This is a genomic window from Granulosicoccus antarcticus IMCC3135 (assembly GCF_002215215.1).
Classification (GTDB): Bacteria; Pseudomonadota; Gammaproteobacteria; order Granulosicoccales; family Granulosicoccaceae; genus Granulosicoccus; species Granulosicoccus antarcticus.
The window spans coordinates 3,474,189-3,494,704 of the sequence record NZ_CP018632.1 but is presented as its reverse complement, the minus strand read 5'-3'; the positions used below and the strand labels follow the sequence as shown (position 1 = coordinate 3,494,704).

18 protein-coding genes are annotated in these 20,516 nt (G+C 51.4%); 7 read left to right on the top strand and 11 right to left on the bottom strand.

Annotated features, from left to right (window positions below; genetic code table 11):
- Positions 1-11 precede the first annotated feature (11 nt).
- The 4 genes from IMCC3135_RS14940 to IMCC3135_RS14925 all read right to left on the bottom strand — a co-directional run bounded on the left by IMCC3135_RS14940 (position 12) and on the right by IMCC3135_RS14925 (position 3,802).
- Positions 12-905: an isocitrate lyase/PEP mutase family protein gene (locus tag IMCC3135_RS14940; RefSeq protein WP_088918357.1), complete on the bottom strand. Its 894-nt coding sequence runs from the start codon at positions 903-905 to the stop codon at positions 12-14.
- A gap of 38 nt (positions 906-943) precedes the next feature.
- Complete coding sequence (locus tag IMCC3135_RS14935) at positions 944-2,218, bottom strand: TRAP transporter large permease (protein ID WP_088918356.1); 1,275 nt, start codon at positions 2,216-2,218, stop codon at positions 944-946.
- On the bottom strand, positions 2,215-2,715 hold the full coding sequence (locus IMCC3135_RS14930) for a TRAP transporter small permease (RefSeq protein WP_205738053.1): 501 nt from the start codon (positions 2,713-2,715) through the stop codon (positions 2,215-2,217). Before IMCC3135_RS14930 ends, IMCC3135_RS14935 begins: the two co-directional genes overlap by 4 nt.
- Positions 2,716-2,779: 64 nt before the next feature.
- Entirely contained in the window at positions 2,780-3,802 is a 1,023-nt protein-coding gene (locus IMCC3135_RS14925) for a TRAP transporter substrate-binding protein (protein ID WP_088918354.1), read from the bottom strand.
- Positions 3,803-4,089: 287 nt separating this feature from the next.
- Here IMCC3135_RS14925 and IMCC3135_RS14920 point away from each other — a divergent pair, with 287 nt between their 5' ends.
- Positions 4,090-4,893 (top strand): alpha/beta hydrolase, encoded by an 804-nt coding sequence (locus tag IMCC3135_RS14920; RefSeq protein WP_157736001.1) that lies wholly within the window; start codon positions 4,090-4,092, stop codon positions 4,891-4,893.
- 93 nt (positions 4,894-4,986) lie between these two features.
- On the opposite strand, the gene IMCC3135_RS14915 is transcribed toward IMCC3135_RS14920, so the two are convergent.
- The gene (locus IMCC3135_RS14915) at positions 4,987-6,267 is read right to left on the bottom strand and encodes a polyhydroxyalkanoate depolymerase (protein WP_088918352.1); all 1,281 of its coding nucleotides are present in this window, start codon (positions 6,265-6,267) and stop codon (positions 4,987-4,989) included.
- A 490-nt stretch (positions 6,268-6,757) separates the two neighbouring features.
- Between IMCC3135_RS14915 and IMCC3135_RS14910 the strand changes: the two genes are divergently transcribed.
- Together IMCC3135_RS14910 and IMCC3135_RS14905 are read left to right on the top strand one after the other, a co-directional pair.
- A complete protein-coding gene (locus tag IMCC3135_RS14910; protein ID WP_088918351.1) occupies positions 6,758-8,179 on the top strand; it encodes a sensor histidine kinase in 1,422 nt (473 codons plus the stop codon).
- Positions 8,176-8,586: a response regulator gene (locus tag IMCC3135_RS14905; protein WP_088918350.1), complete on the top strand. Its 411-nt coding sequence runs from the start codon at positions 8,176-8,178 to the stop codon at positions 8,584-8,586. Before IMCC3135_RS14910 ends, IMCC3135_RS14905 begins: the two co-directional genes overlap by 4 nt.
- Positions 8,587-8,627: 41 nt before the next feature.
- On the opposite strand, the gene IMCC3135_RS14900 is transcribed toward IMCC3135_RS14905, so the two are convergent.
- Entirely contained in the window at positions 8,628-9,092 is a 465-nt protein-coding gene (locus IMCC3135_RS14900) for a MarR family winged helix-turn-helix transcriptional regulator (RefSeq protein ID WP_088918349.1), read from the bottom strand.
- Positions 9,093-9,173: 81 nt separating this feature from the next.
- On the opposite strand from IMCC3135_RS14900, the gene IMCC3135_RS14895 reads away from it, so the two are divergent.
- Both IMCC3135_RS14895 and IMCC3135_RS14890 read left to right on the top strand, forming a co-directional pair.
- Entirely contained in the window at positions 9,174-10,319 is a 1,146-nt protein-coding gene (locus tag IMCC3135_RS14895; RefSeq protein WP_088918348.1) for an aminotransferase-like domain-containing protein, read from the top strand.
- Between the two features lie 518 nt (positions 10,320-10,837).
- Positions 10,838-12,178 (top strand): IS4 family transposase, encoded by a 1,341-nt coding sequence (locus IMCC3135_RS14890; protein ID WP_088918346.1) that lies wholly within the window; start codon positions 10,838-10,840, stop codon positions 12,176-12,178.
- Positions 12,179-12,564: 386 nt separating this feature from the next.
- Here IMCC3135_RS14890 and IMCC3135_RS14885 read toward each other — a convergent pair whose 3' ends face one another.
- Positions 12,565-12,846, bottom strand: coding sequence for a hypothetical protein (locus IMCC3135_RS14885; RefSeq protein ID WP_157736000.1), 282 nt, complete (start codon positions 12,844-12,846; stop codon positions 12,565-12,567).
- Positions 12,847-13,419: 573 nt separating this feature from the next.
- Between IMCC3135_RS14885 and IMCC3135_RS14880 the strand changes: the two genes are divergently transcribed.
- Entirely contained in the window at positions 13,420-14,760 is a 1,341-nt protein-coding gene (locus IMCC3135_RS14880) for an IS4 family transposase (protein ID WP_088918346.1), read from the top strand.
- Positions 14,761-14,866: 106 nt separating this feature from the next.
- On the opposite strand, the gene IMCC3135_RS14875 is transcribed toward IMCC3135_RS14880, so the two are convergent.
- Both IMCC3135_RS14875 and IMCC3135_RS14870 read right to left on the bottom strand, forming a co-directional pair.
- The gene (locus IMCC3135_RS14875) at positions 14,867-15,454 is read right to left on the bottom strand and encodes a hypothetical protein (protein ID WP_088918345.1); all 588 of its coding nucleotides are present in this window, start codon (positions 15,452-15,454) and stop codon (positions 14,867-14,869) included.
- A gap of 341 nt (positions 15,455-15,795) precedes the next feature.
- Positions 15,796-17,163, bottom strand: a complete 1,368-nt coding sequence (locus IMCC3135_RS14870) for an aminotransferase (RefSeq protein ID WP_205738052.1) — start codon at positions 17,161-17,163, stop codon at positions 15,796-15,798.
- Between the two features lie 133 nt (positions 17,164-17,296).
- Here IMCC3135_RS14870 and IMCC3135_RS14865 point away from each other — a divergent pair, with 133 nt between their 5' ends.
- Positions 17,297-18,229 carry a LysR family transcriptional regulator gene (locus IMCC3135_RS14865; RefSeq protein ID WP_088918343.1) on the top strand — a complete coding sequence of 311 codons (933 nt, stop codon included), beginning with the start codon at positions 17,297-17,299 and terminating at the stop codon, positions 18,227-18,229.
- A 271-nt stretch (positions 18,230-18,500) separates the two neighbouring features.
- Here the strand turns inward: IMCC3135_RS14865 and IMCC3135_RS14860 are convergent, their stop codons facing one another.
- Positions 18,501-20,324: an SLC13 family permease gene (locus IMCC3135_RS14860; protein ID WP_088921864.1), complete on the bottom strand. Its 1,824-nt coding sequence runs from the start codon at positions 20,322-20,324 to the stop codon at positions 18,501-18,503.
- A gap of 39 nt (positions 20,325-20,363) precedes the next feature.
- On the bottom strand, positions 20,364-20,435 hold the full coding sequence (locus tag IMCC3135_RS35495; protein ID WP_418251441.1) for a DUF6494 family protein: 72 nt from the start codon (positions 20,433-20,435) through the stop codon (positions 20,364-20,366).
- Positions 20,436-20,516 lie beyond the last annotated feature (81 nt).

Sequence of the window (20,516 nt, the reverse complement as noted above, 5' to 3'; positions counted from 1 at the left end):
AGCTTACCCTCCTACTCTGGCGCCGTCTCTTTTCGCTGCGCACTCTTGTATCGATTAGAGCTCTCATAATATTCGTCAAAGCCAATTCGCTGACGTAATTCCGAGAAATCGAGTAACAGCTTGTCGCGTGGCTGGCCCGTTCGCAAAGCATCCAGGGTTTCCAGCATGGCTTTCATGGCCGCCGACATCAATGACAGAGGATAGGCCGCTATTGAAAAACCCAGCTCTTCCAGATGTTCGGGTGGTAAATCCGGCGTGAAGCCATTCTCGACAATATTGGCCATCTTGAAGCCGGGCAGTTCCTTGCACACGGTACGCATCTCCTCGACAGTCTGCGGCGCCTCCACAAACAGGATCTCGGCTCCCAGCTCATGAAAGTGTGCGGCTCGATCTATCGCTTCAGCCAGTCCATGATTGTGCCTGGCATCAGTACGCGCAAGAATCATGATGTCACGCCCCTGCTCTTTGGCATCAACCGCTGCACGAATACGATCAAACGCCTCCTCACGATCAACCACCTCCTTGCCCGGCGTATGCCCACATCGCTTCGGCGCCAGCTGATCTTCAATCATGATCGCCGCACAACCGGCCTTGGCAAAGCCTTCAACGGTGCGCCGTACGTTCATGGGATTCCCATAGCCCGTATCGCCATCACCAATCAGCGGAATATTGATCTGATCGCAAATGTTGCTGGCAGAATCAAGCACTTCCGAATAACACATCAAGCCCAGGTCCGGCTCCCCGATTCGCGAAGCTGATGTGGCAAAGCCTGACATGAATGTCAGTGCAAAACCTTTCTGTTCAATCAGTTTTGCCGAGAGTGCATCAAAACAGCACGGCATCGTCAGAAAGGCATTGCTGGACAACAGATCTCTGAGCACCTGCGCAGGTTGCGGATGGTTCATGCGAGTGAAAAGCTCCTGTTCCTGCCGATGAATGAAGGTTACAACTTGAAGGGGATATACAGTGCCATATCAGGCAGCAGATAGAGCAGAACGACCGTCAGCAGCATCAGGACGAGAAAAGGCAATACACCCCGACACACATCCCCTAACGAGGACTTTGCCACTGACTGAATGACATACAGGTTCAAACCCACCGGTGGCGTGATCAGTGCACATTCAACCAGTATGACCATATAGATTCCGAACCAGATAGGATCGAAGCCCAGGCCGATAGCCCCCGGCAAAAGCACCGGCGTCATGATCAAGACCATGGACAGTGCTTCGAACACCAGCCCCATTACCAGCAATACAACACTGATCACCAGAATAAAACCCAATGGTGTACCAAAGTTCTCACTGATCATGACGGAGATGTCTTGCGGTATTCGATACAGCGCGATGGCCTTGCCGAATATTTTAGCCCCGGCAATGATCAGCAAGATGGCGACCGTGGTTACCATCGATTCGTGAGCGGCTTCCTTGAATTTGGCCCAGCTTAACGATCGCAGAAATACCGCCGTGATCAGCAGTGCTGCCGAAAATCCGATGGCTGCCGCCTCCGTTGGCGTAAAGGCACCTGAATAGATACCTGTCATGATCAGTGTTGCAAGTGCTATGGATGGCAATGCCCGTATGGTTGCCTTGCGCCGTTCAGCACCGCTCGCTTTCGCCGGACTCTTGTTGCGATTGATAAACCGCGCATAGATCATGGAATAGCCGATGAACAAGGCCACCAGTACCATCCCCGGTCCAATGCCTGCCAGAAACAGGGCGATGACCGATTCTTCCGTCACAAAGCCGTAGACGATCATCGGAATGGAAGGTGGTATCAGTATGCCCAGCGTGCCACCTGCTGCCAACAAGCCATAGACAAACCGGCGGTCGTAGCCACGCGAAATCATTTCTGGAATCGCAACGGTACCAATTGTTGCGGCGGTAGCGACCGATGAGCCAGAAATGGCTGCAAAGAATGCACAAGATAAAATGGTGGCAACGGCAATCCCGCCAGGCCAATGCCCGACCCAGGCCTGCACCGCGTTAAACAGATCAGCACCGACGCCGGCTTTGAGCAAGACATTGGACATCAACAAGAACAACGGTACCGCCAACAGGATAAAACCATCTAGCGTAGACAATATGGCTTGCGGAGCCATCAGCGGAGAAAACCCGCCGACCACCAGCATGGCAAGACCCAGAAAACCCAGCGCAAATGCCACTGGCACACGCGCCAGCAACAGGGTGAACAGGCAAGCAAGAATAATGACGACTGTCATGACGAGACGCCCTCAGCTGGACTGACAACCCGGAACAAGGTTCGTTTGATCTCATAGACGCATTGCAGAGTCAGCATGAAGAAGCCGACCGGCACAGCCAGCTCGACAATCCAGATTGGAATATTCAACATGCTGCCAGTGGTTCGTCCACGAATAAATGAATCGTAGAAGATCTCAAAACCATACCAGGTTACAACACCTGAAAAAATGCCAACGACCATCAGCACCAGCATATCTACCCAGCGAACTACATGGCCTGGCAGCAGCTGCACCACCGCATCAACCTGAATGTGCTGACGCTTGGACAATAGCGAGGCCATGGCCAACAGAGCCCCCCAGATCAGACACATCTGAGATAACTCTGCTGCCCAGCTCGTCGGCTTGGTAAAGAAGTATCGAGCAATGACCTCGTAGGTCAGCATCGCTCCCGCGGCTACAAAAAGGCAACTGGCCAACGCAGTACCGACGCGATTCAGCCAGTCAAATAAACGAGTCACAGACATAATCAAGGATGCTGACCTGGGGAAGTATTCTCGAGAAAAACGTAATGTGTACGGCTTTTTACAGCGCCTTGGCAGCGTTGAGAACAGTAGCACCCAAATCACCTGCCTGCTCTGTGAATGCCTCATAAACAGGTTCACTGGCAGCGCGCCACTCGCTCACTTCTTCTGCAGTAGGTGTATACAGCGTCATGCCGTTCTCTTCGGCCAGAGAATAGGCGTCAGCCTCGATGCTAGTCATCCGATCACGCACATCTGCCTCGGCAACCAGGCCCGCCGCGGCGATGATCTCTTTATGCTCTTCAGACAGCTCGTTCCAGAAGTCGGTATTGACGACCACAATGAATTCGATGTCAGCATGATTGGTAATGGTGATGGTATCCATGACTTCCCACAGCTTTCGAGAGGCAACACCCGACACTCCCGTCATGCCCAGATCAACAGTCCCTCGCTGATAGGCCAGGTATTGCTCTGAACCTGAGACAAGCGTTGGAGCTCCACCTGTTGCTGTCACAAAGTCACCCAGCGTCTTGCCAAACACGCGAACCTTCTTGCCGACCATGTCTGCAGGCGTCTTGACAGGCTCCTCTTTGGACAACAATACCGCGCCACCATAAGCTTGCCACCACAGAACGGTTGAACCGGTCTCAGCAATCGCCGCATCCAATGGCGCCCGTACAGTAGAGCCTTTGGCAACCGCACTGCGAACCTTGGCCTCGGTATCAAACAGGAATGGCTGGTAGAAAATATCTACAGCAGGCACATCTCCTACATAGCGCGTTAGCGATACAACCCCCATCTCGATAGAACCTGAACCGACCGCTGCGGGTACTTCCTTGTCTTTGTACAAGGTCGCTGAATCATAGATTTCAACATCAATTGCGCCGCCTGACTTCTCTTCAACCTCTTTTTCGAAAAGCACCATATTCTGCCCCAGGTGACTCTTCAAAGGCAATTGCAACGTCACTCTCAACGTGACATCAGCTGCCATTGATTGGCCAGTCAATGCGACACCCAAGAGTACAGATGAGAGAGAAACAATCAGCTTGCGAGGAAAACGGTGGTGTAGGGAAAACGAATTCATAAAGTGCTTCCAAGTGGTTGGTTGATACCGCGAGCTGCCAGTATCCAGACTGCCCTGAGGCCAGTCACTTTTTTATGTGAACCCCATACATTAACAATGTCGAAGTGAGTTGTCATTTGTCTTTTGTCGGCTAAAGCTTCGGCAGATCAGACGGGCCTGTCAGCGCAAGAGTCGTTATGCTGCACCCAGTCTACTTTCTGCTACATACAACTGGTGGGACAGATTCGTACGCCGCCGACAAAAAGGCTCGATCATTGAATGCACAGCCCTGTGGAGCTGAGACACGAATGAACGCAAAAATACAGACCTACCGCTGGAACCCACCACCGGACACGATTGTGAGGCCGCACGGCATCTACTTGCTGCACGGCACCGGTGAGCATGCGTGCCGCTACGAGGGTCTCGTCACTCGGCTGACGTCCAGAGGCTGGCGCGTCGGGGCGCATGACCATATCGGGCATGGCCGTTCACAAGGTCAGCGAGGCCTGGTCTACCCCGAAAATGTCCTGTCAACAACAGCAACCGTTCAGATAGAGGCGTTTGCCAATGAAACGGGCGCTACACCTGTGTTGTTTGGACATAGCCTGGGCGGTGTATTGGCCACGCAACTGGTGATTGAGGAAAAGCTTGCCGTATCGGGGCTCATACTTTCCGCGCCAGCCTACGCTGCAGTGATGCGTCCCATCGATCGAATCAAGCTGCGCCTGCTGTCTACGTTTGCCCCAAAACTCTGCCTGGACCTGGGCTATGACCCCAGCCGTTTGACAAAAGATGTTGCTGTGCAACAAGCAGCCGTGGCGGACCCACTCATTCATGGCTACAAGTCGGCGACCCTGGTTAACTGGTTACTGGACACCGGCCAGCGCATGATCGACAAAGCCGCTCAGCTTGATGTGGACACTCTATTGATGATAGCCGGGGCAGACACGGTGGCAGACTCGAGCAAAACTCGGCTGTTTGCCAGCAAGGTGCCGGCAGGACTTCTAACGGTGCACGACTATGAAGGCGATTTTCACGAGCTGCTCAATGAGACTCTGGAGCGTCGGGAACGCACATTGACTGACATCGAACAATGGCTGGAAAGATTCTAATTGCCGGGACCTGAGTGCAGGCCACCTGAATGCAGGCCACCTACCTCACAGGATCTGACAGTGTGGATCCAGAATTGTCACCACACCTTGCGATCAGGCCGCGTTGACGGCCTTTACTGGTTTTTTTACGGCCGTCTTTCTCTGGTGCCGAACTGTACGGATCATCTCCCGAATGCGTGGCTGGATTTCTGTCCTCCAACGGGTGCCGTTGAATACACCGTAGTGGCCCACACCCGGTTGCACATAATGCCAGCGCTTCTCATCAGGCACATTGGGACAGATATCATGAGCTGCCTCGGTTTGACCCAAGCCGCAGATATCATCGTTCTCCCCTTCCACGGTCATCAACGCCGTATCCTTGATGGCATTCAGATCGATGACTTCGCCTTTGTATGTGTACGTGCCATTGGGTAGAGCATGATCCAGGAACACCTTTTCTACAGTATCCAGATAGAACTCGGCTGGCAGGTCCATCACCGCCAGGTATTCGTCATAAAATCGGTTGTGCTGGTCAACGCTATCGCAGTCACCCTTGACCAGATCGTTGAACACTGTCTTGTGCGCTTCTATATGCCGTTCAAGATTCATATGCATGAAACCTGAAAGCTGAATGAATCCAGGATAAACCTGGCGCATGCAACCCGCGTTGGGCCAAGGCACACTTTGAACGACGGTGCGCTTGAACCAGCTAAGCGGCTTGGACTTCGCAAAGTCATTGACAGCAGTGGGGCTGCGACGGGTATCCAGCGGACCACCCATGAGTGTCAATGATGCGGGGGTACAGTCATCGTCCATGGCAGCCATGACAGCGGTTGCTGCAACAGCCGCAACAGCCGGTTGGCAGACGGCAATGACATGGACATCCTTACCAATAAAGCGAACACATTCAATGATTTCGGTAACGAAGTCATCCAGATTGAATTCACCCTCGGCAACAGGTACTTCCCGGGCATCGCGCCAGTCAGTAATATAAAGGCAGTGATCTGGCAACATGGCCTTGACCGTGCCACGCAGCAACGTTGCGTAATGACCCGACATGGGGGCAACAAGCAATACCTTCGGATCATCACGTTTACCGCAAGTCTTCTCATCGCGGTCAAAATGCAAAAGATCACACCAGGTGCGATTCATCGCAACCACTGGAGTGATCGGAACTTCCAGACCCTCTATCGTCGTGCTGTCGATTTCCCATTCAGGTTTGCCATAACGCCGTGTCATGTTCTCGAACATCGTGCTGGAGGCCCGGATCCACTTTTTCGAGTAGTTCTCAGGCCATGGGTTGAACGGCGTATCCAACATCTGCCGCATCCACTTGCTCTGCATTCTCAAGGGCATGAGCGCAGAACGGGCGAACTCGTATGTTTGATATTTCATTCAACGCTCCAGAACTAAAGTTGTCGGATCATTTTGCACTGCAACATTGAATAAAGTCAATGTTGAAGAAAGAGTATAGCTGTCGTTCTCTATAGGCATGTATCTATCATTGTGAAAATGAGTGTCGAATGACGTTCAGTGAACCAGCACCGTTATTGTGAATGCCCACCATTTTTTGCATTATATTGCATGTCATTAATCACCGCAGGCTGTAGCAATGCGATGCTGGCAGTCGTTACCCTGCTCTCGGCATTAGACAAACACCATGACCCAATACCAAAGCACGAAGCGTGCCCCAAAAAATAATGACATGGAAATGTCATGAAACAAGCAAATGAGTAGCTCTCAACCGCCAAAAATGTAACCCAAACAATCTGAGTAACAGGATTCAGCATCACTTGCAAAGGTCGATAGATCACATATTATTGCACTGCTTCATTCATACAGATGGCTTGCTCGACATCATAAAACATGTGCTGAAACATCACTCTTGATAACAAACCACACTTCCAAGAGTTCACCAACTGAGCTGCCACCCGAACTGTCTGAAAGCCACTGGACCTCGTCTCTATGGCTGGTTATCGGCAGTGTCGCAATCGTGCTCCTGTTGCAAATCGGCTCCGCTGCAAGTGTCTCGACAACCGCCAAGGAACTGCGATCACTGCTCTCGGAAGCCCACGTAGCCGTTAACACCCTCGAACAACGCATCGGTTACGGTGGCCTCATTCACAACTTCAAGAACTACGTGTTGCGACCTGAAGAAGAACATTATCGTGAGGCCGCCTACCTGGATGCCGCCCATGCACTCGCTCTGCTTGAAATCTTGCGCACCAGTGCTGATAACATCGACATTGATGCAAGCCTGTCCAATACACATGAAATGCTGGAAGGCTATACATTACGGCTGACCAAGGTACACCAGCTAGCAGAAAGCGGCCTGTCATCCCAATCCATCGATGAACAGGTTCGCTTCGACGATAATCCGGCTTTACAGGAAGTCGACGTTTTGCTTTCACTACTGAACACGGCTGTTCAGGATCGTCTTGAGAAACTACAACGCCAGGGCTCATTGACATCCTTGCTCAGCACCGTTGGCACGGCGCTACTCGGCTTGCTACTCATCACCATAGTCGCAAGGCGGCAGAAAAAACACGCTGCAGCACTGGGCACTTTCGCAGAACACCTGGCAGCCACCAATGTCAATTTATCCAAAGCAAACGAGTCACTGAGCCAGTTTGCCGGAATCGTCTCTCACGACCTGAAAAGCCCCATCAGGTACATCAATATGTTCAATCAATTGATCATTGAGGACAAGAAGAACAACAAGGCGGTTGAACAACATACTGGCCACATCGATATACAGGTTCAGAAAATGGATTCGATTATCGACAGCCTTCTCGATTTCACCAAAGCCGGGTTCTCCAAGCCAAAAATACACAGACTCGATATTACCCGGCTGTTCGCAGACATTGAACAGAGTCTGAAACCTGAGATTGCCAGACACAAAGCGCATGTTGAGTTCCACACAAACCTGGAAACACCGGTATTGGCAGATCCCAAACTGCTGGCTCGCGTCATCAACAGTCTGATCGACAACAGCTTTAAATACCACAACCCTGAAGAGCTGATACACATTGTCGTGAGTGCCAACAGAAAAGATGCTAAAGCTCTTTTTTCTGTTACCGATAATGGTATTGGAATCGACGCACGATTCGCAGATATCATCTTTGAACCCATGGCCCGTCTGCACGGAGAAAAATCACCCTACGAAGGAGTCGGCATTGGACTCTCACTCGCAAAAACCATTGTCGAAAGCCATGGAGGCCTGATCTGGCTGGATTCTGATGTCAGCTCCGGCGCTTGCATCTCATTTTCGCTTTCATTGAGTCAACAGAGTAGAGAAGCTGCATGAGTACCAAAGCACACGATCTTGTTCTACTCGTTGAGGACAGCGATATAGATGCAGATCTGTTGCAACGAGTATTCCGTCGCCTGAAACCCGACGTCAAAATAATGCGTAGTGAAGATGGCATTGACGCTCTTGATACACTCGAGAATTTCCGACCTGATCTGATCATCATGGATATTCGCATGCCACGCATGGGAGGCCTGGAAACACTGGAGCTGATCAAACAAGACCTGCGCCTACGCAGCATTCCGGTCATCATGATGTCCTCCTCAAAGGATCAGAACGATATATCGGACAGCTACAACCGCCAGGCCAATGCCTATATCGTAAAATCCTTCGACCCCAGAGATGGCAACAAGATGGAAAATCTGGTGCGCTTCTGGCTGGAGACTGCCGAGCTGGACAACTAAAGAATCTGACCAGAACCAGGTTTACACAGTAGGCGAATAACCTACAGAGTTGCCCGCATCTTTTGCATGATCTCCTGCCAATGAGCTTCTGCCCCAGCCCCGGCTTCATCGAAGATGCCTGCCATAAGATCAAGCTGTATTCCCGTGAGCTGCGCCTCCAATGACTCCCCGGTACTCGTCAATGACAAGCGTCTGACTCGCTTGTCCTCACCGCAAGGCTCACTCGCGACCAGCCCTGCACTCATCAGATCGCGCAATGGAGCATTGAGAGCCTGCTTGCTGACCGACAGCACCGCTAGCAACTGAGCAACGCTCAATGAGGGCTCACGGCCCACGAAATACAAAATTCGATGGTGTACCCGACCTAGCCCTTGCTTTGCCAATAGAGCATCCGGGCCGATTGTAAAAGCTCGATACCCGAAGAACATCAGTTCAACCGATATTCTTAATTGCTCCTCACGCTTTTTTCGAGAGGACTCAGTAGCGCTGTTTTTTGTGTCAACCATATTGACATATTACGCAGAATAATCGAAGATGGCATTAGGTCAACTACTTTGACCTATTTTGCAAATCATTGAGCATCACTCATGTCGGTTATCAGCCTGTCCAAGCGCGTATCCAATCTTCACAGCTCTCCCATTCGTGAAGTACTAGCCGTCGCGAACAAACCCGGCATGATTTCATTTGCCGGCGGATTGCCCTCAGCTGACTCGTTTCCGCGAATGGACATCTTGCAGATGCCCAGACAAATGCTGCAGTACGGACCAAGTGAAGGTGAACCGGAACTACGAGATCTGATTGCGACAGAATTGCAGAATATCGAGCTTGACGTAAAACCGGAAAACATCATTGTGCTCTCAGGTTCGCAACAGGGAATCGATCTTGTCGCAAAGCTGTTCATTGACCACGGCACTCGTGTGGCATTGCAATCACCCTCCTACCTGGCAGCATTACAGGCTTTCCGCTTTTATGGCATGCACGCCGTAGCACTGGACCCGGATGCCCCTGAGCAGGCCTTGTCAGGCGATGGCAACCACCCCGCTCTGGCCTATATCAACCCGACTTTTCAGAACCCCACCGGACACTGTTGGTCGACACAACAACGTTTGCAGTTTGCATCGCTTGCAGACAAGACAGGGGTTGCGGTATTTGAAGACGATCCCTACCGCGATCTGGTCTATGAACAGATTGACCGCACCCCGGTTTGCGCAAAACTCAAAAAAACCTCCTGGATATACCAAAGCTCGTTTTCAAAGAATCTGGCCCCTGGCCTGCGCCTGGGATTTCTGGCAGCCTCTGATGATCTTGTCCCGTATTTACTGCGATTGAAACAGGCGGCTGATTTGCACAGCAGCCGTGTTAGCCAATGGCTGGTACTGCAAGAACTCAACAAAGTATCCCGAGCGGAGCAGCTGCACACTCTGGCCGCCCAATATCTGCTCAAGCGTGATCACTTCCAGGCACTGTTGCTTGAGCACTTCTCAGACCTGGCCGTCTGGCAAGTCCCTACAGGTGGTCTGTTTTTCTGGTTGAAGCTGAATACAACTATCAATACCTCAGAGCTATTGGCCAGCGCAATCAGCCAGAACGTCGCCTTCATGCCCGGTGAACCCTTCTTTCTGGACCCGCAAAGCGGGTATTCAGCCATACGCCTGAACTTCAGCCATGCCAGTGCCGATGAGGCTACAAAGGGGCTCAGCGTGCTATCGGCATTGATACGCAACAATACCTGATCATATACCCGTTTCCTGTAGCTGCAGTTGCTACTCGGCACGACTATTCATGAAGCAATCCACTAGTAGTCATTCGTTTCAAGGTGTGAGGCGTGCAAACAATGCCCGCAAGCCATTTTTTGAATCATGGACTGCCATGACGGAATGGAGCGAGCAAGCTGTTGGACCTGGCATAGCTGATAGGCGCAATTTCCTCATACCACGATAGGCAGCTTGGCGGTGATAAAGTAATTTTCACGTGCCTGGTGTCATCCTGACTCAAGGTCCTGGCGTTGTAAGACATTACTAGAGCATTCATTTTCCTATTATAATTTTCATAATCGACAGATAACGATTTGATCCCGCGATTCCGGGCCATCACCGTCATTTTATGAAATAACTTCTTTCCTATACCCCAATGGCACTCGGTTAGCAGCAAGGGCTTGATCTGAAAGAAATTTTTGGGAAGGTTGTAGTGGCCGGTTCCGGCGTGTACGTTTCAGGTTGCGAAACAATCAACGTAACCGAAACCGGCCACCATGCACACTACCCGAGCCATACCGTCCGAGCAAGACCTACGAGCAACTTTGAACTCCACTGGCGTGTTCAATCTGATTACAGACGATCGCTTTCTCGGCACCATCGAGGCTCATTTACCTACACACCGGGAACGGACCTATCCGCCGACCGAAACACTGGCGATGTTCGTTGCGCAGGTTCTCAGTGATGATAGTTCCTGTCAACGTGCGGTTAACGAGCGCATTGTTCGCTGTCTGCAACATGGATTACGCCCGCCGAGCACATCAACAGCGGCCTATTGTGAGGCGCGTGCTCGCTTGCCGAGCGACTTGGTTGAGTCACTCTACAAGGTTGTAGGGCAGCATGTCAGCGACAACGCCCCAATCAAATCACTCTGGAACGAGCGACGCGCTCTGCTCATCGATGGTACAGGAACCACAATGCCTGACACCCCGGACAACCAAAGAGAGTTCCCTCAGCCGTCCAGCCAGGAAGAGGGTTTGGGCTTCCCCGAAGCTCGCATGGTTGCACTCTCGTGCGCGGCTACCGGCGCGATCATTGATGCGACGATCGGAGCTGCCAAAGGTAAGGCAACCGGAGAACTGTCGCAGATGCGTATTCTTTCGCGTAGCTTGCGTGCGAATGACGTGCTCGTGGGCGATGCTATCTATGAGACGTACTGGACATTCATGATGGTGCAGGACATCGGCTGCGACGGCGTGTTCGAGATCAATGGAAGTCGCACTCGCCCAGGCAAACATTGCACGCAGCTGGTACTGAAACGTCCAGTGCGCCCTGAATGGATGGATCTGGAGACATTCCACTTGTGCCCAAAGCAAATTACTGTGCGTCAGGTTGTCAATTGCCAACGTGGGTATCAGCCCAGAGTGTTCCTGACCACCCTCACCGACAGCAAGTTGATAAGCGACAAGCAGATCGTGAAACTGTATCTACTACGCTGGAACGTCGAGACGGATTTTCGCTCGCTCAAGTGTGCCCTGGAGGCCGGTATACTGACTTGCCGTACGGCCGAGATGATCAAGAAAGAGTTGTCAGTACACCTGCTGGCCTACAACCTGACGCGGCTACTGATGAATGAGGCGGCTACTCTTTGCGGATGCGAACCTCGGTCGATCAGCTTTCGACACACCGTGCAGCTGTGGAGTGCATGGTCACTGAGCGGCTGCCAGCTGGATCCCTACCAATGGGATCAACTGCTCAAGGCCATCGCTAGTCGCCGGGTAGGAAATCGACCGGGACGCAAAGAACCTCGGGCAGTAAAAAGGCGACCGAAACCGAGGCCATTGTTGGACATGCCGCGATCAGCAGCACGCGCTTGCGCTCACAGATACGAGCGATGATGGCTTAACCGAGTGCCATTGTCCTATACCCCTATTTTGCCAAGGCGATTCAACAGACAACGCTATCTCTGCATGGGTAGGCCATGTTCTATCGTTATCTGCAATCAGCTCACACACACCCCGCAAACCACCGTCGACAAAGGCCCCCAATACTATATCGTTAGGTGATCGTGGCTTGGCGCTGTATTGCAAGACATATGAGTCACTGACTATTCCACAAAAGCGGGTGCGCCTGTCAACGTCATCCAGACGCATGAAATGCTCATGGATCTTGTCATGCTCTACACGGAAAACTCGGCGATACCTATCATTACCACTTGATTGCTGGTAGTAGGAATTTTGAACCAGTGGTTGGATATTGTTCATTACAAGCTGCCACTACCAGATCAAGCAGCATACCGATGAGCAATAACATCTCTCTCAGATGATTTGACTTTCACCTCAGTTTCATCAAAAATTGTACTGTGGCCAGGTATTTGATTAGCTGTGTGCGTAGCAAAATCTTCTGGAAGTTCTCTCCATGGCCATGCCTTGACACCTTTCCTGAGAATCTCAGGTGAAAAACCATATTCCACCACCTGCCTTTCTGACATGGCGCGAAGATGCGAGAGCGTTAATCTTTTCGCCTGACCATCAAATATATCCATCAGAGTTGAAACGATTTTCATGGTAATTACCTGTCGTTAGAAAATAGCGCTTGATCGAAGAACAACTGAGGCGTCTCAAGTTGTCCGATGCGAATCATCTGGTTCTAGCTGCGCATCTGCACAATTTCAAAGTAGCGTCAGAGTGGCAACAGACACAAACAATATTTTCTTTTACGTCGACAAATAAAATCTAATGTCAGGTTATTTACTCATGAAATCACCGAAAATGTGCGAGTCCTGCACCGCCCTGAAGCAAAATGAACCTGCGATTGCACTATTTTCAGCTATCTGAACGTTATCGCACGCTTGCAGTGCGCAATATAGATTGGCTGGTAACCGTAACGCACAACTCTCTTTCTGACGATTGTGCCTTAAATCTGCTCATTACCCGCAAAGGCTTCGAGACCTTCTTCACGCAGTGTTCTCTGAAACTCTACCTAAGCCTTCGCTCAACGACCGCTACCCAAACGGCAATGGCACTCGGTTAGCAGCAAGGGCTTGATCTGAAAGAAATTTTTGGGAAGGTTGTAGTGGCCGGTTCCGGCGTGTACGTTTCAGGTTGCGAAACAATCAACGTAACCGAAACCGGCCACCATGCACACTACCCGAGCCATACCGTCCGAGCAAGACCTACGAGCAACTTTGAACTCCACTGGCGTGTTCAATCTGATTACAGACGATCGCTTTCTCGGCACCATCGAGGCTCATTTACCTACACACCGGGAACGGACCTATCCGCCGACCGAAACACTGGCGATGTTCGTTGCGCAGGTTCTCAGTGATGATAGTTCCTGTCAACGTGCGGTTAACGAGCGCATTGTTCGCTGTCTGCAACATGGATTACGCCCGCCGAGCACATCAACAGCGGCCTATTGTGAGGCGCGTGCTCGCTTGCCGAGCGACTTGGTTGAGTCACTCTACAAGGTTGTAGGGCAGCATGTCAGCGACAACGCCCCAATCAAATCACTCTGGAACGAGCGACGCGCTCTGCTCATCGATGGTACAGGAACCACAATGCCTGACACCCCGGACAACCAAAGAGAGTTCCCTCAGCCGTCCAGCCAGGAAGAGGGTTTGGGCTTCCCCGAAGCTCGCATGGTTGCACTCTCGTGCGCGGCTACCGGCGCGATCATTGATGCGACGATCGGAGCTGCCAAAGGTAAGGCAACCGGAGAACTGTCGCAGATGCGTATTCTTTCGCGTAGCTTGCGTGCGAATGACGTGCTCGTGGGCGATGCTATCTATGAGACGTACTGGACATTCATGATGGTGCAGGACATCGGCTGCGACGGCGTGTTCGAGATCAATGGAAGTCGCACTCGCCCAGGCAAACATTGCACGCAGCTGGTACTGAAACGTCCAGTGCGCCCTGAATGGATGGATCTGGAGACATTCCACTTGTGCCCAAAGCAAATTACTGTGCGTCAGGTTGTCAATTGCCAACGTGGGTATCAGCCCAGAGTGTTCCTGACCACCCTCACCGACAGCAAGTTGATAAGCGACAAGCAGATCGTGAAACTGTATCTACTACGCTGGAACGTCGAGACGGATTTTCGCTCGCTCAAGTGTGCCCTGGAGGCCGGTATACTGACTTGCCGTACGGCCGAGATGATCAAGAAAGAGTTGTCAGTACACCTGCTGGCCTACAACCTGACGCGGCTACTGATGAATGAGGCGGCTACTCTTTGCGGATGCGAACCTCGGTCGATCAGCTTTCGACACACCGTGCAGCTGTGGAGTGCATGGTCACTGAGCGGCTGCCAGCTGGATCCCTACCAATGGGATCAACTGCTCAAGGCCATCGCTAGTCGCCGGGTAGGAAATCGACCGGGACGCAAAGAACCTCGGGCAGTAAAAAGGCGACCGAAACCGAGGCCATTGTTGGACATGCCGCGATCAGCAGCACGCGCTTGCGCTCACAGATACGAGCGATGATGGCTTAACCGAGTGCCATTGACCCAAACGGGGGGTTGGCTAGTGGGTCATTGGCGGCAACTGGTTCTAGTTTATGCCACCCCCATAAACCGATTGTTCCAAGTGCTTATCGGGTGAAACAAATTGCCTGTGCAACCACTTCACCTGAAAATGTAGGAACCGTACATGTGTAGGAACTGTGCCCAACCCAAGCGTCCGCTTCAACAATATCGGATGTTGAGCAAGCGCCACCCGTCATTTTACTGGGATATATTGTTGAATGATTTTCAGGCTTGTAGCTTCTCGGGCATCGGGCAATACAAGATTCACCAGCCCCCACATTTACGCACGTCTGATAAACCAGCAAACTATTGTAATCGTAGGAGTAACTCACCGACATATCGGCATCGCTTCCACCATACTCAGCCTCTAATCCGTAGTCTGAACCATATTCTCCAGAATTATTAAAGGCGATCACTCGATAAGTACCAGGCTCACTCAACTGGTAGGAGTTTGCGTCCCGTACAGTGTCGTAGTAGCGATAGTCCAGACTGATGTTATAGCCGCTCGCCCCTTCTAGAGGATCCCAAAGCAGCGTATCACCTTGAACATCCAGATTTTCAACATCGGGTAGTTGCGGGTCTTGCGCCAATGCGGCTGAAGACGCGATGCCTGCAACGAACAGAAAAACCAGAGAACAGACTATCTTTTTCATGAACCATATCCTCACTATTTAAAGTGAGAAAAGCATATCCGATGTCCACTTCATTCAAGGGGCCGGAAATGCCCAATATGTATTCGTCCGTGTAAAACAATGTCAAGTCACTGTGTTGATTCGCTCGTTTTGGCAGTATTCTGCATCTACTCATCGCTTCCACCGAAGTAGACGCAGCGCGTGCCTGATCACACCAGCTTGGGCGCTTCAGCTTAGGGATTGTTTCACGATCCCTTATCTGGCTAAAACCTGCCCAGGCCACCCAGACTCATGGACGAATGGTCCGGGCTTGGCTTACCAGGGGGCGTGAACGCGTACAGCCGGAGGAACCTCATGTTTTCTTAGATACGGTTTGCCACTGTGTTCAGTGCATTTTCGAGTATGTCAAAAATTTCATTCACGTCTGAATCCATGACAATAAGCGGTGGGCATAACAGCAATGTGTCACCCGCGGCCCTAAATAGAAGCCCATTCTTCTTTGTTTCCTCGAACACCTGCGTGCCCATATTAAGTGCGGGGTCGAACTTTTCTTTTGACGATTTATCGGCAACCATTTCGACGGCACCCAACAAGCCAACGCCACGCGTTTCACCGACCAAGGCATGATCTGCCAAAGCATGTAGCCGACGCTGAAATGTCTGACTAACGGCCTGCACGTGCCCGACCATGTCGCGCTCTTGATAGATATTCAGCGTTTCCAGCGCAACCGCGGCAGATACCGGGTGCCCGCCAAAAGTAAAACCATGGCCAAACGCACCTTTCTCATCTCCGAGTTTCAAAACCCCTTCGAAGACCTCGTCGCTAATGCCAACGGCAGAAATCGGCTGATACCCTGCCGACAAGCCCTTCGCCATGGTCATGATATCAGGCTTCAAATTGTAGGTATCAGCGCCAAACATATTGCCTGTTCGGCAGAAACCGCAGATGACTTCGTCCACTACAAATAGAATGTCGTACTTCTTCAGGATCGGCTGAATCAGATCAAAATATCCTTGCGAAGGTATGATGACCCCTCCAGCCCCCTGCACGGGTTCCGCAAAAAATGCGGCGATGGTCTCCGGCCCTTCTTCGAGAATGGTTTTCTCCAGCTCTTCTGCCAGACGCATTGAAAACTCGTATTCTGTTTCGCCATCCCGGCCAAATCGATAATAGTGCGGACAAGGCACTTGAACGAATCCATCAATTGGCAAGTCAAAGCCATCTTGATTAATTTTTAGACGCGTCAAGCTCGCCCCAGCAACGGTGACGCCATGATAAGAGTTCAGGCGGGAGATGATTTTTTTCTTTTGCGGACGACCCTTAGCATTGTTGTAATACCACACCATCTTGATTGCTGAATCAATCGCCTCTGAGCCAGAGCAAGCGAAGAAAAATCTATTGATTCCAGCAGGAGTAATTCTGGACAGTGCCTCTGCCAGTTTGATTGTTGGCGCCGGCGCCCGACCAAGAAACGAATGGTAATACGGCATCTCACGCATTTGTTTTTCGGCGGCGATGACAAGACGCTCTTCATCGAAGCCAAGCGCCGCGCACCAAAGCCCAGCTAGCCCTTCGATATACTGTTTTCCATCCTCATCGACAATGCGGATTCCACTGCCTCCCGTGACGACCATTGCGCCATTTTCAATGACCGTTCGAGGGTTTGTACTGCCATGGAGGTGATGCTTGGCATCTAATGCGGAAAGGCTGTTCAATTGGGTGACATCCACTGTGGGCATCCTCATCTAAGAAATTCAGGGAGAACCTATCTGCACTTGCATCAAGATTCCTGTTGATAGAGCCTAATACAAGCTTTATAGTTGGTAAAACACATAATTCAGCCATTCTTTGTCGGATAATCAGATGAATATTTCACTCCGTGCCATCCGATATTTTGTTGCGGCTTGCGAGCTGGGCAGCCTGACCAAAGCTGCTGAACAAGTATCAATTTCAAACTCGGCGATATCCGCAGCTATCGATGCCGTAGAGCAAGAATTCGGCGTGCAACTGCTTTTGCGTCAGCGATCAAAGGGCGTTGTGTTGACACCCGCAGGCAGAAACATCCTGTCACACGCCAAACATTTAATCGAGGAATACGATCATTTTCTAACGGCTGGAAATGAGACGAACTCACAGTTGAAGGGCACGCTAAAAGTTGGTTACTTTGCTCCAATCAGCCCGGCATTTTTACCCCATATAATCCGACCGCTACTTGCGCACGGGAAAGATGTTTATGTTGACCTTATCGCCTGCAACAACGACGAAGCTCAAGAAGGACTGCGAGCCGGCACTTTCGATGTCGCCCTCTTTCTAAACTATGCAACTCTCAGCGATATCAGTGTCGAAACACTCATGGAAATCCCTCCCTATCTAATCGTATCCAAGAACCATCATCTGGCTAAACGCTCATCTGTTCAGTGTTCAGAGCTTCAAGGCGAAGATTTCATTTTGCTCAACCTGCCAACAACTTTGGAATACTACTCTGGCATGTTAAAGAGATATGATGTTCGACCTAATGTTGTCATCGGCGCGAGCAATGTCGAAATGGTCCGATCATTGGTAGCCGCTGATCTTGGGTGTTCGATCTTGAACATGCGCCCCATGACAGATCAAACTTATTTCGGTTCGAGTGTTGTTTATATTCCTTTGGCCGATGCAGGCGAAACAACATTGGATTTGACTATTGGCTATTTGCCTGGGCCATCCAGAAAACTTAGCCAGGCATTTGTAGACAGTTGCAGAGCATACTTTGAGACGGAAGCAGCGCAAAACCACAGAGTCATTTACCAACCTTGAGGTGACATGACTCGTTAAAAGTATCATTCGGCAAGACTCCAGCTGAAAGGCTACCAGCAAAATTGACCGATCATCTGGTCACCGATGACTACTCAGACCACAACTATGTCCCCGAGAGTCGTCGCCAGCTGTAACCCTTCTCTGTACCAGCGGTCAGTCGATCAAACAGCCATATCGTAACTGAGGTTCGGAATGAAGGCTCGTAAAAAGAGGCACTTTCCAGGCGCTCCAGGAAGGTGCCACAAAGCTCGGATCTTCTGGGGTAGGAGCGTTAAAATCCATAAAGCATCGGTAATACCACACTGAGCGTCAACCAGATCAGCAGCACAAGCGGCACGCCTGCCCGAAGGAAATCCGAGAACACATACCCCCCAGTGTTCATGACCAGCAGATTGGTCTGATAGGCCATCGGAGTTGCAAAACTCATGTTTGCTCCGAACAGAACTGCCAGCACGAATGCTTCGACCGGTAAACCCAGCTCGGTTGCAATGCTGACGGCTATGGGCGTACCAACCACTGCTGCTGCGTTGTTCGAAACCACGTTAGTCAGTATCGCCATCAGTAACATCAACAAGGACAGAACGATGGTGGCTGAGAAATCACGCGTATATTCAAGAAACAACAAGGCAAGGTAATCGGCACCTCCGGTCTGCTGTAGCGCCGTTGCCAAGGCCAGGCTGGCCACGATAACCAGAACGACAGACGTGCTCAGTGCGCCTCCAACGTCGCGCCAGTTCAGACATCGGGTGAGAATCATCAGAGCGACGCCACTGGTCGCACTGACCGAGATAGGCATCCAGCCCAATGCGGCTGACAACACTACTGCGGCCATGATTGCAATGGCATACGAAGCACGATGAGTGAAGGGCAGATCACTGGTGGCATCAAGCATCAGCAATTGGCCTTCACGACGGATGGAGGCCAGCTGTTTTCTACCACCTTGAACCAGAATGACATCACCGGCATACAGGCGGGTGCTCATGACGCCTTTGGGCAGCGACTTCATTTCAACTCCGGCGCGATGCAGAGCCAGCACGACCAGTTGATAAGTATCCTTGAATCGTATATTTCTCAGTGTATTGTTTTCCAGCAAAGAACCCTGCGTCACGACGATCTCGGCAATCTGCTGCTCCGCGTCGGCCAGTGGATGTTGTTCGTCAACCTTGACGTTACGCGTATACAGCGTTGCCCCCAGCGTTCGTTCGAATTCCTTCAGCCGCTCAGGCGTATCCCTGATTCCCAGTTGATCGCCGGCCATGATCCTGGCATCCGGCAATGGCCGGATATAAGTGGTTTCATCGCGCAGAATCTGCTGTATCGACATCTCACCCTGGGTCTTGTCCAGTGTATCGGACAGCGATTTGCCGTCTGCAAAGCTGCCCTCGGGAATGAACAGATAGGCATTGAATACCCTCGGTGAAGTATCACTCATGACTGGGGTACGTTCAGGCATGATTAATGGGACGACCAGCCACAGATACAGAATACCGACACCGACGGCAATACTCGCTGGCAGCAAGAAATCAAACATGGAGAATCGATCGAGCCCAAGATCCGACGCCACGCTGACCACCAGCAGATTGGTGGAGGTGCCAATAGTGGTGCTCATACCACCCAGCAGAGTGGCAAAACCCACTGGCATCAATACTTGCGAAGTAGACACTTTACTGCGCATGGACACAGTGACCAGCACTGGCAGCATCAGTATGACGATGGGGGTGTTGTTCACGAATGCGCTGAAAAAAGCGGCTGCCAACAGGGCCAGTAACAATGCCAGGCGCGGAGACCTCCCCCAGACTCGCGCAAGCAGCAGCCCAACGGGTTCCAATGCACCAGTACGCACCACTCCATGACCGATGATCATGAGGCTGCAGACCGCAATCAAAGCCTCGTGTCCAAAACCCGAAAAAAACGACCGTGTTTCCAGAACCTGCCCATTGTTGCTGTACGGGAAAGCGGTAAAGCCAACGAGCAGAGCAACCAGCACCAACAAACTGGTGGTCTCCAGCGGAATTTTGCGCCGGGAGAACAGGATCAAGGCAATCGCGGTCAGCAACAACACACTGGTGGCGTGCAGGTTAGGTACAGCTAACATGATGGCTGAGTCGCCCGAAGAATCAATTGCCAAGGTTATTCAACGAGAAGTTACACCAACTTCTTTGACAAATTTCCTGATCGGCATGTTCAACTTGTCTTCGTCCACCATCGGCTTGATCCTCCCAGGAGGGTGCAGTTCGATAAAACAAGAGTTGTACGGGCCTGACTGAGCCGCGTCAGACTGCCAGTC

Coding starts and splice junctions, on each gene's coding strand:
- IMCC3135_RS14940 (WP_088918357.1), bottom strand. CDS start 905: ATGAACCATCCGCAACCTGCGCAGGTGCTCAGAGATCTGTTGTCCAGC.
- IMCC3135_RS14935 (WP_088918356.1), bottom strand. CDS start 2,218: ATGACAGTCGTCATTATTCTTGCTTGCCTGTTCACCCTGTTGCTGGCG.
- IMCC3135_RS14925 (WP_088918354.1), bottom strand. CDS start 3,802: ATGAATTCGTTTTCCCTACACCACCGTTTTCCTCGCAAGCTGATTGTT.
- IMCC3135_RS14920 (WP_157736001.1), top strand. CDS start 4,090: ATGAACGCAAAAATACAGACCTACCGCTGGAACCCACCACCGGACACG.
- IMCC3135_RS14915 (WP_088918352.1), bottom strand. CDS start 6,267: ATGAAATATCAAACATACGAGTTCGCCCGTTCTGCGCTCATGCCCTTG.
- IMCC3135_RS14905 (WP_088918350.1), top strand. CDS start 8,176: ATGAGTACCAAAGCACACGATCTTGTTCTACTCGTTGAGGACAGCGAT.
- IMCC3135_RS14900 (WP_088918349.1), bottom strand. CDS start 9,092: ATGGTTGACACAAAAAACAGCGCTACTGAGTCCTCTCGAAAAAAGCGT.
- IMCC3135_RS14895 (WP_088918348.1), top strand. CDS start 9,174: ATGTCGGTTATCAGCCTGTCCAAGCGCGTATCCAATCTTCACAGCTCT.
- IMCC3135_RS14890 (WP_088918346.1), top strand. CDS start 10,838: ATGCACACTACCCGAGCCATACCGTCCGAGCAAGACCTACGAGCAACT.
- IMCC3135_RS14885 (WP_157736000.1), bottom strand. CDS start 12,846: ATGAAAATCGTTTCAACTCTGATGGATATATTTGATGGTCAGGCGAAA.
- IMCC3135_RS14880 (WP_088918346.1), top strand. CDS start 13,420: ATGCACACTACCCGAGCCATACCGTCCGAGCAAGACCTACGAGCAACT.
- IMCC3135_RS14875 (WP_088918345.1), bottom strand. CDS start 15,454: ATGAAAAAGATAGTCTGTTCTCTGGTTTTTCTGTTCGTTGCAGGCATC.
- IMCC3135_RS14865 (WP_088918343.1), top strand. CDS start 17,297: ATGAATATTTCACTCCGTGCCATCCGATATTTTGTTGCGGCTTGCGAG.
- IMCC3135_RS14860 (WP_088921864.1), bottom strand. CDS start 20,324: ATGTTAGCTGTACCTAACCTGCACGCCACCAGTGTGTTGTTGCTGACC.